Source organism: Flavobacterium hauense (genome assembly GCF_054457175.1).
Genome location: NZ_JBTKVX010000022.1, coordinates 28,728 through 44,226, shown reverse-complemented (window position 1 = coordinate 44,226; position 15,499 = coordinate 28,728). Strand labels below are relative to the sequence as shown.

Here is a 15,499-nt window from a genome sequence, read left to right as displayed (position 1 = left end):
ATTCAAATGAAAACTAATAATAAATCACTGTTTCAAAAAGAACTCGTAATTGAGGCGCTGAAACAGTCGTTTGTAAAACTAAATCCCGTAACACTGTTCCGTAATCCTATTATGTTTACGGTAGAGATGGGTACTGTAGTAATGCTATGCGTATGTATCTGGATATTTACAGGCGAACAGTCACAGGGCAGTTTTGCATATAATTTCGTTGTATTCCTTATCCTTTTGTTCACCGTTTTGTTTGCCAATTTTGCCGAGGCTATTGCCGAAGCCCGTGGTAAAGCTCAGGCCGACAGTCTCAGGAAAACCCGTGAAGAAACCCCTGCCAAAAAAGTTGAGCAGGTAGGTGAAATTTACCTAAACGAATTACAGATCGTTCCGTCATCTTCACTAAGAAAAGGAGACTTGTTTGTTTGTGAAACAGGCGATATCATCCCCACAGATGGTGAGATCATAGATGGGCTTGCTACCATAGACGAGAGTGCCATTACCGGAGAGAGTGCTCCTGTTATCCGTGAAGCGGGTGGTGATAAAAGCTCGGTTACAGGAGGTACAAAGGTACTGTCTGACAAGATAACTGTACGTGTAACAACCGAACCCGGTGAAAGCTTTTTGGATAAGATGATTGCACTTGTAGAAGGGGCTTCGCGCCAAAAAACACCTAATGAAATTGCCCTGACAATCTTGCTTGCAGGCTTTACACTTGTATTCATCATTGTATGTGTTACCTTAAAACCTTTTGCAGATTTTGCCAATGCCCCAATTACCATTGCAGCTTTCATTTCATTGTTTGTATGTCTTATACCTACTACTATAGGTGGATTGCTTTCAGCCATTGGGATAGCAGGCATGGACAGAGCCTTAAGGGCTAATGTTATTACAAAGTCAGGTAAAGCAGTAGAGACCGCAGGAGATATAGATGTATTGCTGCTTGACAAAACGGGCACAATAACCATTGGTAACCGTAAGGCAACCCACTTTTATGCTGCTGATGGCGTAACCGAAAAACATTTTATAGAAGCTGCCGTACTTGGTTCGCTTGCAGATGAAACCCCTGAAGGTAAAAGTATTATTGAACTATCGGGTGTTGACCCTAACTTCAAAGCCAAAGGCTCAGTATTCATAAAATTCACTGCTGAAACACGAAGCTCGGGAGTAGATGTAGACGGCAAACGCATACGTAAAGGAGCAGCAGATGCAATTCGTGTGCTAGTTGAAAAAAGCGGAAATCATTTTCCTGAAATGGTAACCCGAAAAGTAGATAAAATATCAGGTAAAGGCGGTACTCCACTTGTTGTTTGCGAAGATGAAAAAGTACTGGGTGTAATAGAACTTCAGGATATTATCAAGACCGGCATTCGCGAGCGTTTTGAAAGGCTTCATAAAATGGGTGTTAAAACCGTAATGGTTACAGGAGATAATCCGCTTACAGCTAAATTTATTGCTGAAAAGGCAGGTGTAGATGACTTTATAGCCGAAGCAAGGCCTGAAGACAAAATGAACTACATCAAAAATGAGCAGATGAAGGGCAAATTGGTTGCCATGATGGGCGATGGTACTAACGACGCCCCTGCCCTTGCCCAAGCTGATGTAGGTGTAGCCATGAACAGCGGTACTCAGGCAGCCAAAGAAGCAGGTAATATGGTAGACCTTGATAATGACCCGACCAAACTTATTGAAATCGTTGAGATTGGAAAACAGCTTCTTATGACCAGAGGTACATTGACAACTTTTAGTATTGCCAATGACATAGCCAAGTACTTTGCAATCATACCCGCATTATTTATAGCATCAATACCTGCTTTGCAGGGCATCAACATCATGAACCTTCATAGCCCTGAAAGCGCCATACTATCGGCAGTGATATTCAACGCGATCATTATTCCGTTCCTTATTCCGCTTGCACTTAAAGGTGTAGCCTATAAACCGATAGGAGCCTCTGCCCTGCTGAGAAGAAACTTATTTATCTATGGCCTTGGTGGTATCATTGTTCCTTTCATCGGTATCAAGCTTATCGATATGGTGGTTACCCTATTCTTATAAAACTAAAATCAAATGAAAACAACTTTTTTACAAACCCTGAAACTTACGCTATTATGCATCATTTGCTTTTCGGGGGTATATACAGCAGTTATATATGGTGTGGCACAGGCTATGCCAAACCGAGGAAGAGGCGACCTTATAACTGCCAATGGAAAAACATACTATGCCAATATAGGGCAGCAGTTTAGCAGCAAAGGTTATTTTAATGCAAGGCCATCGGCGGTGGCATATAATGCTGCCGGTTCCGGTGGATCGAACAAAGGCCCTTCGAATCCTGAATATCTTACCGACGTACAAAAACGAATTGACCTTATTCTCAAAGAGAATCCGGATATAAAAAAAGAAGATATCCCGGTAGAGATGGTTACGGCAAGTGCCAGCGGACTTGATCCCAATATTTCAGTACGCTCTGCCAGATTACAGATAAAACGTATCGCCAAAGCCAGAAATCTTAAAACTTCTGAACTGGAAACACTTATTGAAAATTATACCGATAAGCCATTAATTGGACTGTTTGGTCCGGAAAAGATAAACGTATTGAAACTGAATATCGCATTAGATGCGCTGGTAAAAAAATAGATTCTTTCACAACCAGTCAAACTTATTTTTTGTTGTTAGGGCGGCTTCAAAACTCCGGCAGGTGCCAACTGCCTGCCGGACGGAGAGGCTAACTGCAACCACAATAAAACACGAACACTTTAAAAACAACTAAATATTTCTCATGAAAACAGCAAGCACATTAGCAATGCTTCTTTTTGCAGCAATCGGTCTGCAGGCACAGGAAAAAGAAAAAGATACATTAATCTCAAAAATCCCATTTGAAGGCTATGATCTGAGCTGGGTAAACGGGCAAAACCGCCAGACTGATTTCCCTCTGCAACTAAAAGACAAAAATGGTGAAACCATACTTACCGGAGTAGCGTATCTTGACGCTTATTACAATTATAACTTTGCCAACCCAACAGACAATACACAAACTATTTCGGCATCTATAGGGCGTCATAATGAGTTTACATTGAATCTGGCAAGTATTGGACTTGAAACCAATTACAAAAATATTGTGGGTCGTCTTTGGCTTCAGTATGGACAGATGGGTTCTATAGTTAATGATCCTGACGGTTCGGTTAACAGAGGACGCAATACAAATATTAACAACCTGAAATACATCCGTGAGGCTGCGGCGGGTTATCATTTTGACGTATGGCACGGCCTTAACGTAGAGATGGGTATCTTTATGAGTTATATAGGTCTTGAGAGCTACGTAACTCAGGAAAACTGGAGCTATCAGCGTAGTATGCTGTGTGATTTTACACCATTCTACTTTACAGGAGCAAGAGTACAGATGTATCCTTCTAAAACTTTGAAACAGGAAATATGGCTATTGAACGGATGGCAGAGTTATAACAGCTTTAGTAAAAGTCCGGGACTTGGAAGTTCAACATACTACCGCCCAAGTGAAAACCTTCAGTTGGTTGCTAACTTCTATCTTGGAAGAGACACACAAAATCCTGATGCCCAAGGCCATCAGAGCGAGAGGATACGTTTTCACCACGATAATAGTATCGTAGCAAGATACTTTACCCGAAAAGAATCTAAAGGTATCTCTCAGGCAGCATTCAGTCTTAACTCACATTACGGTTTTCAGAGCAATAACGAAGAAGGTGATATCGTAAAAGCAAAAGACAACTTTATGGTTGGGGCATCATTAGCCAACAGGGTGTGGTTCAATAAAAACAAAATGGCAGTTACGCTAAGAGGAGATTATATGACAAATCAGTCGGTTGTCAATGGTGTGAATGTTGCCCCTTACCTGGCCTTTACTCCTGCCGCTACCGGCGATGTGCCTAACAATTATGATCAGGCAATTGCCAATGGTGAGAAACTGAAGATATTCCAGTTTACCACTACCTTTGATATTATGCCAAGTGACTTTGTAACCTTTCGTTTAGAGTATGGTTACAGAAATGCAAGCATACCTTACTTTGCAGGTCCGGGCGGAACAACATCACCTAGCGGATGGACAAATGGCCCTACAGGAGATACACCGTGGGCAGCTGATTTAAAGAAAAGCGAAAATAGAATAACACTTGCAGTTAACTTCAGGTTATAATTGTGGATAACGAAAAAGAAAATAATGTAAAGCACTTTCTCGACCTGATCCAGAAATCGAGAAAAGGCAAGTTTAAAGTCTACATCGGCATGAGTGCCGGTGTAGGCAAAACTTTTCGTATGCTTCAGGAAGCGCACACGCTATTACGCAATGGCATTGATGTAAAGATAGGCTTTATAGAAACGCATAACAGAAAAGAAACCCATGACCTGCTGGACGGACTGCCCATAATCCCAAAAAGATCGATTTTCTATAAAGGAAAATATATGGAAGAAATGGATCTTCAGGCTATTATTAATCTTCGCCCTGAGGTAGTCATTGTAGATGAGCTGGCTCATACCAACATTGAAGGCAGTAAGAATGAAAAGCGCTGGCAGGATGTAATGGATATTATAGATGCCGGCATAAATGTGATTAGTGCGGTAAACATTCAGCATATTGAAAGCCTTAATGATGATGTAAAGCAAATAACCGGTATAGAAGTAAGAGAAAGAATACCAGACAGCGTGCTTAAAGCTGCCGATGAGGTTGTGAACATCGACCTTACTGCCGATGAGCTCATTGCCCGCCTGAAAGAAGGTAAAATTTATACAGAAGACAAAGTACAATCGGCATTAAAGAATTTCTTTAAAGCAGAGCATATACTTCAGTTAAGGGAACTTGCCCTGAAAGAAGTCGCAAGCCAGGTAGAGCGTAAAGTAGAGGCCGAAGTAGTAGGTACATCGGTATTTAAGCATGAGCGTTTTATGGCCTGCATAGGCAGTAACCATAAAACAGCAAAAACAGTAATACGTAAAACAGCCCGGCTTGCTAACTATTACCACAGCAAATGGTATGTACTCTATGTACAGACACCGCACGAAAGCGGAGACCGTATTGCCCTTGACAAACAACGTCACCTCATCAACAATTTTAAGCTCGCTGCCGAACTTGGCGCAGAAGTCATAAAATTAGAAAGCCACAGCATAACTACCGGTATACTTCAGCAGGCAGAACAGCGCAAAGTAACTACCATCTGCATTGGCAAACCCCACATTACACTATTTAAAGTAATTTTGTCTACTAACATTTTTAAGGCACTCTTAAATAAGCTATCTTCGAGTGATATTGATTTGATTATCCTATCCTGATCATGAAAATAAAAACCAAACTCATCATAGCGGTAAGCCTGCTTTTCCTGATGATAACTGTGCTCTCTGCTATCGGGATACGTCAGGTAAATGTGCTTGCCGGCGAGACCAAGAACATCCTGACAGATAATTATCATTCGCTGGATTATTCCCGCAATATGTATAAGATACTGGATGGTGAACAAGCAGAACCAAACCTGGCAAGATTTAAAGAATATCTTGAAAAACAGCAGCAAAATGTAACCGAAGTTGGCGAAAAAGAATTGACTGATGACCTTTTACAAGATTTTACTGCATTAGAAAAAGACCCAAAAAACACAGTACTGCAACAAAAAGTAAGGACAGACCTTAACAGTATTATGAAGCTGAATATGGATTCTATTCAGCGCAAGAGTGATGGTGCAGCAAAAACAGCAGATAGCTCTATTATGTGGATGTCACTAGTGAGTTCTTTTTGTTTTATTATAGGGTTCACCCTTATTGTAAACCTTCCCGGATATATTGCAAACCCTATACGCGACCTCACAGAAAGCATCCGCCAGATTGCTGCCAAAAACTATTCACAGCGCATTTATTTTAAAGGCCATACAGAATTTACTGATTTGGCTAAATCATTCAACACCATGGCTGAGAAACTACAGGAATACAGCGCAACCAACATCGAAAAGCTGATGATGGAGAAAAAGCGTGTAGAAACGCTTATCAACAATCTTAACGACCCTATACTTGGGCTTGATGAGAACAACAGGATACTTTTCATTAACGAAGAAGCTTTAAAAATATCGGGGCTTAAAAAAGAAGAAGTTATTGGTAAAGATGCTAACGAAATAGCACTTCATAATGATCTTGTTAGAAAATTATTGCAACGGGCTTCTAAATCTTCTCAAAACGAGGATACGCTGAAAATATATGCCGATAATAAGGAAAGCTATTTTGAAAAACTTGCAGTACCAATTTTCATTACGCCAACCGGAGAAACAGAAACCAGGCAGGCAGGATCATTTATCATCCTGCGCAATGTAACAGCCTATAAAGAGCTTGATTTTGCCAAAACCAATTTTATCGCTACCGTTTCTCATGAATTCAAAACGCCTATAGCCGCAATGAAAATGAGCCTTCAGCTTTTGGAGAATGAAAAAATGGGTATGCTGAATGAGGAACAGAAAAACCTTGTTGACAGCATTAAAGACGATACCAACCGCCTTCTTCGTACTACAGGAGAATTGTTGAATATCACACAGGTAGAAACCGGGAAAACCGGTTTAAACATGGCTTCCTGCGATGCATTTTTACTTATAAACGAAGCTGTAGAAAGCAATAAGATCGCCGCAGCGGCCAAAAATATCCTGGTTGAAACGGTTATTCCTGATGCATTGCCCGAAATACTTGCCGATGCTGAAAAAACCACATGGGTAATTTCAAACCTGATCTCGAATGCTATCAGATATTCTTACGAAAATTCTAAAGTGGAAATATCTGCTGTTATCCTACCCAAAAGAATAGAAATAATCGTTAAGGACACAGGCATAGGAATTCCGGAAAAATATTTAGATAAAGTATTCGACAAGTATTTCAGAGTTCCCGGTAACCAAAAAGAAGGCACAGGACTTGGCCTTGCAATTAGCAGGGAGTTTATGGCTGCCCAGGGTGGCAGTATAAGCGTAGAAAGTAATCCGGGTGAAGGCAGCAGGTTTATGGTAAATTTTAAAAGGGCTTATTAAACGTACTTCTAATTATCACGATATGCGAATTTATAATATACACTATCTGATATTAAAAAGTATTGAATTGAAGGAAGTTTAGCTTTAATGTAAGGTACTGCGCTGTATATTTTGCCTTCAGTAAATTATATTCAGCTGTAAGCAATTGATTTTTTGCTGCTGTAAATACAATGGCATCCACAAGTCCACCGGTGAATTTAGACTGGGTAGTCGTAAAAGATTTTTCGGTATAATTACGGGTATCTTCAAGCTTAAGAGCCATTTCGGTATTTTGCTGTTGTTTGGCCGTTTCCTGTTCTATGGTTTGACGCAGTTTAATTTTTTCCTGCTCGGTTTCAACTGTTTTCTTTTTATGCTCAATTTTAGCCAATTGCACATTACGGCTCGTACGAAATCCATTAAAAACAGGTACGTTAAGCTGGAAACCTATATAATGGTTCTTATTGTCATTAAGCTGAGTCCAGAAAGGATTGACTCTTTGGTTACCTGGCTGATCTAAGGGCAGGTAATAAAATGATGAATAGCTGTAATAAGCACTCAAAATCGGCAGAAATCCATTCTTTTCTATGGTTATTTGTTTTTTTGCAATCTCTTCAGCAAATAGTACCGATTGTATTTTTGGATAATTCTTCAGGGCATTTTCATAGGCAGTACTCTCAATCGGTGCCAAACTTCCTGATTCACCCGGGTTTTCGAGTATAATACCATCAGGCATCATACCCTGTACATTCATTAATTGTATAAGAATCAGTTTTTGATTATATAATGTCTGCCGTGTTTCGGTGATGCCATTTTCTTCGAGAGCATAGCTCACTTGCATGTCATACAGGTCACTCTTTGGTTTGCTGCCAATTTCAACTTCCTTTTCTATTCTTTTCATATTAAATTTAGCATTCTCGAACTGATTGAGACGTATCTTAAGCAATTCCTGTGTGTATAATGCCGAGAAATAATTTTCCAGTATTGATAATGAATATTCCGCTGCCGTAGCTTCTTTATCGGCCCTGGATTTAAGCACAGCTATCTTATTACGGCGGGCGGCAGTGAATACATTAAAATCAAGAAGATTCATGCTGGCGTTAATCGCAAAATTATCAGACTGGATATTAGAGCTAACCCTTGTATTAGTAGCCGGATCAATTGTAGAACCGATGCTGTAACTGTGCGTACCTGCAAAATCAACTTTTGGCAGGTATTCCATAACAGGACTACGATGAGTTGTTTCAGCACTCAATATTTCCAGTTGCCTGATCTGAAAGTCAAGGTTATTTTTCTTTCCGGTTTCTACACATTGCTGTAATGTTAGTATCTCCTGTGAAAATGACAGTTGAGTAACCAGTAAAAAGAAGATATAGATATAAGATTTAGCATTCATAATAAGCCATAGTTATAGCCCGCAGGGGATACTACTCCCCTGCCAGACTATTGATTAATACTAACTTTAAATTTTATTCGTATTTAAGGTATTTCAGCACCTCAACACGTGTAGCTGCATACGCTTTTGTAAGAACTACAGCCAGGGTCAGGGTCAGTAAAATAATAAACCCAAGAGCAAAAGGCAGCCAGGAAACATCAATCCTGTAAGCAAAGTTTTCAAGCCATTTATCTAACAGTAACCATGCAGGTAATACAGCAATGGTAAAACCTATAGTACAAAATACAACGTACTGCCAGGATAACTCTTTAAGTAATGTTTTTGTTTCTGCTCCCAACGTTTTACGTATCGCTATCTCCTTCATTCTTCTCTGTATGTTAAACGAGGCCAATGCGAAAAGCCCAAATAGCGCTATTACAATTACCAGGATATTGAGTAGGGAAAACAGGTTGCGCTGCCTGATATAATTTTCATAGGTGCGTTGAAAATTCTTATTGATGAAATCATAACGGAAAGGGAAGTCGGAATCTACCTCTTCAAGCCAAAGCTTTTCTATGGCGGCAGTGGCACTTTCTACATGCTGCGGATTGATTTTCACATAAATGTTATGAGCGTTTTGCAGCATCCAGTCTACAGTCTTGTAATGATACATAATTACAGGCATGATTTTTTCCTGCGGACCGTTGATATGAAAATCCTTTGTAACTCCAATAATTTTGAACTTTATGCCATCCTGCCAGTCTACATAGGCGTTCATTGGATCTTTAATTCCCATGAACTTTACAGCAGCTTCATTAAGTATGACCGAATTTATAGTATCCTGAGCAAATTGTGGCGACAAAGTTCGACCTTCCTTCATTTTGATCTCAAGCATTTCGAGGAGGTTATAGTCGGTTACCATATTTTGCATCGAATAAAAATGACCGCCGTAGCCGTAGCTTGTATAAAAGCTAGTGCCCTCGCCTACTCCCGCAGTGTTGGCCGAAACCATCTCTACGCCTTTTATCGAAAGTAATTCTTCCTTAATATGCAGATAGCGATTTGCAATCATCTTTTTGAAACCCGGAACCCTGAAATCATAAGGATTTCGGTAGTATATAGATATTACCTGATCAGCCTTAAAACCAGGGTCTTTTGTTATAAGGTAATTCACCTGACTGTATACCACATAAGATCCTATGATAAAAAACGATGCAATAGCAAATTGTCCCACCAGCATAATATTCTTTAGCAAAATACCTTTTCGGCTATTATCCAGATTACCCTTTAGCACCTGTGTCTCTTTAAAACGTGATACATAAGTTGCCGGAAACACGCCTGCCAATAGGATCACCAGGATAAAGATCCCTATCAACTGAAGAAAAAAGTGACTGCTGCTCATAACCAATTCCTTGCCCAGAAATTTATTGTAATAAGGTAATGACACTTCCACAATAACAAGCGCCAGAAATATGGCAAAAAATGTAGTCAGCATCGATTCGAATACAAACTGTGCTACAATATTCCGTTTGGCAGCGCCCAGAACCTTTCGCACGCCTACTTCCTTTGCTCTTTTTAAGGCATTGGCAGTAGCCAGGTTTACATAGTTTGCTATAGACATGAGAAGTATCATTACCGACAGTCCCACCATAATAATCAGCAATTCATAGTTGCCTTTGCCTTCAGGGACATCACCTGCATGGGTATGTAGCCTTATCTCCTTCAGTTGTTCAAGATATACCTTGATCTTGCCAAATCGCTTTACGAAATCCTCTACAGGCATACCTGCGTTAGCAGCATTCTTTTTGGTATCATTCTCAAAATATAAGCCTTCAATTTTTTTCTCAACCAAAACGGCATCAAGCGGATTGCTAAGCTTCATGAACAGCGCAAACCTGAAGTTCCCCCAGTTACCGGCATTCTCATTGAGTTTCCAGTCAATCATGTTGGTTACCATGTCAGGCATATACGATGATTTTCCTTCCAATTTAAAAACACCTTTTACAGTAAATGGCTTTTCTTCGTATACTACCTCCTCGCCTAAAACATCAGTCTTGCCAAACAATTTTACCGCCAGACTTTCGCTAATTGCAATACTTGAGGGCGTAAGAGCCGTTTTGGGATTGCCTACAACAAATGGAAAAGGAAAAAAATCAAAAAATGTTGCCTGCGCATCAATAACCTTTTCTGCCATTACCTTCTTGTCACCGCTTTTCAATATATTACTGTTGTACCAGCCCGACATATAGCAGTGACTCTTAACCTCCGGTATCGAAGGCAAAGCATTTCCTAATGCATCAGAGCTTGAACCCCACACTTTATCTTCTCCAAGATCCGAAACCGAAAAGAAAATATGCTCTTTCCCCGGATTCCAGGTATTATAGCTGTGTTCGTCGTTCCAATACAAAATAGCAAAAACCAATCCTGCAATACCCAGGCTTAATCCGAACACGTTAAGTACAGTAAAGAACTTATTGTGTCTTATCTGGTATAAGTATACTTTTAGCCAATTCTTTAGCATAACTATTCGTATTTAAGGTATTTAAGCACATTCACCCTGGTAGCCATATAAGCTCTTGACAGTACTACTATCAGTGTAAGTACCATCAACACCGTAAACCCTATTACAAATGGTGCAATTGTAATACCTACTCTGTAGGCAAAATTCTCCAGCCATTTGTTTAGTAATATCCATACCGGAAACAGTGCTATGGCAAAGCCAACAATACAGAATATAATATACTGCTTTGAAAGCTCTTTTAGCAGTACTTTCGTTTCTGCGCCCAGTGTCTTACGAATAGCAATATCCTTCATTTTTCGCTGTATGCTGTAAGATGCCAGTGCAAACAATCCGAAAAGGGCAATAGCAATTACAATTGCGTTAAGCAGAGAGAATAAATTCTTTTGATTGACGTACTGTTGGTAGGTTTTCTGATAATTCTTATCTACAAATTCATATGCGAACGGATATTCTACGTCTACCTTAGTGCTCCAGTATTTTTCAATATCCCCAATAGTTTGTGCCATATTATCTTTAGATACTTTTATATATATCCTCTCCAGATTGTAAGACATCCAGTCAATAGTCTTTAAATGGAAGAAAGACATTGGAGGTATTTCGTTTTGAGGGCCAAAAAGATGAAAATCCTTTACTACACCTACTATTTTTAGCTTTTTATCATTCCAGTCGATAGTTTTACCCAAAGGATCTTTTTCTTTCATTAGTTTCATGGCAGTTTCATTGATAAGCATATTATCAATCGTATCTGATGATATGTTTTCAGAAAGCCCTCTGCCCTGTACCATCTTTACCTCCAGCATATCCAGCATATCAAAGTCATAGGCTATATTTTTTCCCTGAATATTAATGTCATGATAAGTAAAACCCGAAGAAGATCCGTCATTACCTCCAAGTGCAAATGCTGCTCCTGATACTGCTTCTACTCCTTTTATCTTTTGAAGTTCCTGTCTGACTGTTCTATATTGATTATAGATCATGTTTGGGTCCTCATAATTCTCTCTTCTGTAATAAACCTCTATAATCTGGTCTCCTTTTAAACCAAGGTCTTTATTACTTAAATACTCAACCTGCTGGTACACTATATAAGAGCCTATGATAAAGAAAGAAGCAATCGCAAACTGCAATACAAGCATTCCGTTGCGTAACCATACACCATTTTTGCTCCTGCCAAAGTTGCCTTTAAGCACTTTAAGCGTTTCAAAATTGGATACATATACTGCCGGAAAGATACCAGCTACAATAACCACAATAACGAATATCAGGATAAGCTGAAGATAAAACTGACCGCTGTTAATTTCCAAAGACTTATCAAGGAATTCATTGTAATAAGGTAATGCAAGTTCAACAATAACCAGAGCCAGAATGATAGCAAGCACCGTTACTATTACGGTCTCAAAAATAAACTGCTTTACAATATTGCTTTTTGTTGCGCCAAGTATCTTGCGTACACCAACTTCCTTAGCCCTCTTAATTGCATTAGCTGTAGCCAAATTGACATAATTTACTATGGAAAGAATTAGGATTAGTGTCGATAGCCCCGCCATTATAAGCAGCAATTGATAGTTACCTCTGTTCTCCGGCGTCGTTTCTGATACCGAGTGCAGTCTTGCATCGGTTAGGGGTTCCGGTATATTCTTTAATACATCATGTTTTTTTATGAACTCCTCAAGAGAAAGTCCGGCTTCCTTAGCAAACACTTTCGTTCTGTATTCAAGGTATAGATCATCTAATTTCTTTGCAACAGCATCACGTTGATTAGGAGACTTAAGCTTAAGCATAAGCCCAAAATTAAAATTACCCCATTGATCCTCGTTTCCTTTAAGCCTTGTATCTTCCATAAGGTTGGTTACAGCTTGCGGTTCAAAAGATGACTTACCCGGTATTCTGTAAACGCCGCGTACAATCAGCTTGCGGCCAGAATATTGAATTTCTTTTCCAATAGGTTCTTCTTTTCCAAAAAGGTTTTCTGCCACTTTCTCTTCAATTGCTATACTTCTGTTGTCAGGAAGGGCATTACTGATGCTGCCTTTTACAAATTCAAAAGGAATAAACTCAAAAAAGTTTTTTTGTGTATCCAGTATCTTTATTTGCTGTTTTTTTTGCCCGTATTTCAGGTTTTCAGAAAAGTACCATGTATTGTAATAGCAAAACTTTTCAATCTCAGGGATATCCTTCATGTATTTAGCCAACGGATAAACACTGAAAGGCCAAATCATGCCTTCACCTAAATCGGTAGATACGGTAAATACTGTATCCTTTTCAGGATTCCATTGGTTATAGCTTTGCTCGTCGTTCCAGTACAAAATTGCAAATACAAGTCCGGCAATGCCAATACTCAGTCCAAAGGTATTAAGAACAGTAAAGAATTTATTGTTCTTTGCATTGTATAAAAATATCTTAAGCCAGTTCTTTAACATGGTCAGTAGGTTTTATAATGATTTGATTGATGATTGATTATGTAGGCCTTATTAGTTAGAGACCAAAACATCTACATTCCTGTTGTTCAGTTTCTCGCTTAATATCAGGCCGTCTTTCATAAGGATAGTCCTTTGAGAAAAAGAAGCATCATAATCAGAGTGGGTTACCATAAGTATGGTAGCACCCTGAGCGTGCAGGTCGGTTAATAGTTCCATTACTTCATTACCGTTCTTGCTATCCAGGTTTCCGGTAGGCTCATCAGCAAGGATGATCTTAGGATCGTTTACCAGTGCTCTTGCCACCGCAGCCCTTTGTTGCTGACCGCCCGAAAGCTGTTGCGGATAATGTTTCAGTCTGTGTGAAATGCTCAGCCTTTCGGCAATAGCTTCAACCTTTTTCTTCCTTTCGGCAGAAGGCACATTATTATAAATAAGCGGAAGTTCGATATTATCATATACCGACAGCTCATCGATAAGATTAAAATTCTGAAATACAAAACCAATGTTCTCTTTTCTGATTTTAGATTTTTCGCTTTCGCTAAGGCCGTTTATTTCTTTCCCCGTCAGCTTATAGCTTCCACCCGACGCGTTATCAAGTAATCCAACGATATTAAGCAGAGTCGATTTACCACAGCCCGAAGCTCCCATTATAGTTACAAACTCGCCCTGTTTTACTTCCATAGATATGCCGCTTAACGCGTTTGTTTCAACTTCTTCTGTCCTGAATACTTTTGAAAGGTTTTCTATTTTTATCATAATTAGTGTTTTTATGCCTTCCGATTGATTAGTTCCTCCGGCAAGTGTTGGTTAATAATCTACTTTTTTGATTGATATTGAACTCCAGTTTATTCGCTAAAATTAAGCACTTCTACTTCTTTATAATCGGTGTAAGCCGATGTTACTACCCTATCTCCTTCTTTGAGCCCGCCAAGTACCTCATGGTAAATAGGATTTTCCCTTCCCAACTTTATCTCTCTTCTTTCGGCCTTATTGCCATTTACTACAAATATCCATTTTCCTGCGGTTTCCTCATTAAACCTGCCTTTTGGCAACACAAGGGTTTTCTCCTTTTGCGACAGCATGAGCCTGATGCTGAAACTAAGTCCCTGTTGAAGGCTGAGTTCTTTATCGGTCATAAAGTTTAGCTCAACGGTAAAGCGGCCGCTTCTTATCTCAGGGATTACTTTGGTTACAACAACATCGATCATTGTGCCTTTATAATCTATTTTCCCTTTTTGATTTTCAGATACCCTAGCCAAATAAAACTCATCCACTTCGGCAACCAGCTTATAGCCTTTCATTACATCTATCTTTCCAATACTTTCACCTGCCTGGTAATTTTTACCAAGCACAGGCTCAAAAGAAGTAAGCCTTCCTGTAAGTGGGGCAGTTACCAAAAAATTCTTCTTATTGGTCCGTAGTATATCAAGGCTCTTATACATGATGGCTTGTGATTGCGATATTTGGTTAATCTGAATAAGGTTTGCCTGCTTTTCTTTCTGTATACTTTGCTGAATAATATTTTTTCTCTCTTTCTGAAAGCGGAAGTTTTCCTGGGTTTTCTCCCATTCATTCTTAGAGATGATCTCTTCCTTATAAAGTTTCTGCTGTACATCATACAGGTTTTTAGCGTCTTGATAATCGTGGTCGATAGCTATGAGGTCTTTTGCCATGCTCAATTCCTGATTCCTTAAATCCAGTTTGGCTTTATTAAGATTGTTTATCTGCTCTATTATTGAAGTTTCCTGTGTTACATAGCTTAACTCGGTATTAGGATTATAAAGCCTTGCAAGAGGCTGTCCTTTTTGTACAAAATCACCGTTGCCAACAAATATCTCCTGTATCGATCCACCTTCAATCACGTTTAACAGCATGGAGTTAAGCGGTTCTACTTTTGCCTGAAAAACAATGAAGTCTTCAAAGTAAGTTTTTTCTACTGTCTTAACAGTAATTTCTCCCTTCTTAACGCTAAGGCTGCTTTTTTTGGTCGCAACTGAATAAACTCCAAACCCCAGTAGCAAAAATGCAGGAATGCCCAACAGCAGATACTTATTTTTTTTACTTTTACGATTAATGACGGTGTCCATATATGTTTGTTTGGCATACACAATAACAATTTTGTGCCACACATTTAAACAATACAAACACTTAAAAAACAACCAATTACATTAACCAATAAAACACCTTACTGTCCGATATCGGA

At 39.3% G+C, this 15,499-nt stretch carries 10 protein-coding genes; 5 read left to right on the top strand and 5 right to left on the bottom strand.

Annotated elements, in window-relative coordinates; genetic code table 11:
• The first annotated feature begins 6 nt into the window (after nucleotides 1-6).
• The 5 genes from kdpB to ACX0HA_RS14825 all read left to right on the top strand — a co-directional run bounded on the left by kdpB (nucleotide 7) and on the right by ACX0HA_RS14825 (nucleotide 7,004).
• Nucleotides 7-2,043, top strand: coding sequence for a potassium-transporting ATPase subunit KdpB (kdpB, locus tag ACX0HA_RS14845; protein ID WP_458846086.1), 2,037 nt, complete (start codon nucleotides 7-9; stop codon nucleotides 2,041-2,043).
• A gap of 12 nt (nucleotides 2,044-2,055) precedes the next feature.
• Complete coding sequence (locus tag ACX0HA_RS14840) at nucleotides 2,056-2,622, top strand: K(+)-transporting ATPase subunit C (RefSeq protein WP_458846085.1); 567 nt, start codon at nucleotides 2,056-2,058, stop codon at nucleotides 2,620-2,622.
• A 142-nt stretch (nucleotides 2,623-2,764) separates the two neighbouring features.
• Nucleotides 2,765-4,153: an outer membrane beta-barrel protein gene (locus ACX0HA_RS14835; protein ID WP_458846084.1), complete on the top strand. Its 1,389-nt coding sequence runs from the start codon at nucleotides 2,765-2,767 to the stop codon at nucleotides 4,151-4,153.
• Between the two features lie 2 nt (nucleotides 4,154-4,155).
• Nucleotides 4,156-5,283 (top strand): sensor protein KdpD, encoded by a 1,128-nt coding sequence (locus ACX0HA_RS14830; protein WP_458846083.1) that lies wholly within the window; start codon nucleotides 4,156-4,158, stop codon nucleotides 5,281-5,283.
• 2 nt (nucleotides 5,284-5,285) lie between these two features.
• Nucleotides 5,286-7,004 (top strand): HAMP domain-containing sensor histidine kinase, encoded by a 1,719-nt coding sequence (locus ACX0HA_RS14825; RefSeq protein WP_458846082.1) that lies wholly within the window; start codon nucleotides 5,286-5,288, stop codon nucleotides 7,002-7,004.
• Between the two features lie 52 nt (nucleotides 7,005-7,056).
• Here the strand turns inward: ACX0HA_RS14825 and ACX0HA_RS14820 are convergent, their stop codons facing one another.
• The 5 genes from ACX0HA_RS14820 to ACX0HA_RS14800 all read right to left on the bottom strand — a co-directional run bounded on the left by ACX0HA_RS14820 (nucleotide 7,057) and on the right by ACX0HA_RS14800 (nucleotide 15,383).
• Complete coding sequence (locus ACX0HA_RS14820; RefSeq protein WP_458846081.1) at nucleotides 7,057-8,379, bottom strand: TolC family protein; 1,323 nt, start codon at nucleotides 8,377-8,379, stop codon at nucleotides 7,057-7,059.
• Between the two features lie 73 nt (nucleotides 8,380-8,452).
• On the bottom strand, nucleotides 8,453-10,879 hold the full coding sequence (locus tag ACX0HA_RS14815; protein ID WP_458846080.1) for an ABC transporter permease: 2,427 nt from the start codon (nucleotides 10,877-10,879) through the stop codon (nucleotides 8,453-8,455).
• A 2-nt stretch (nucleotides 10,880-10,881) separates the two neighbouring features.
• Entirely contained in the window at nucleotides 10,882-13,296 is a 2,415-nt protein-coding gene (locus ACX0HA_RS14810; RefSeq protein WP_458846079.1) for an ABC transporter permease, read from the bottom strand.
• Nucleotides 13,297-13,347: 51 nt separating this feature from the next.
• Entirely contained in the window at nucleotides 13,348-14,052 is a 705-nt protein-coding gene (locus tag ACX0HA_RS14805; protein WP_458846078.1) for an ABC transporter ATP-binding protein, read from the bottom strand.
• Between the two features lie 89 nt (nucleotides 14,053-14,141).
• Complete coding sequence (locus tag ACX0HA_RS14800) at nucleotides 14,142-15,383, bottom strand: efflux RND transporter periplasmic adaptor subunit (protein WP_458846077.1); 1,242 nt, start codon at nucleotides 15,381-15,383, stop codon at nucleotides 14,142-14,144.
• Between the last annotated feature and the right edge of the window lie 116 nt (nucleotides 15,384-15,499).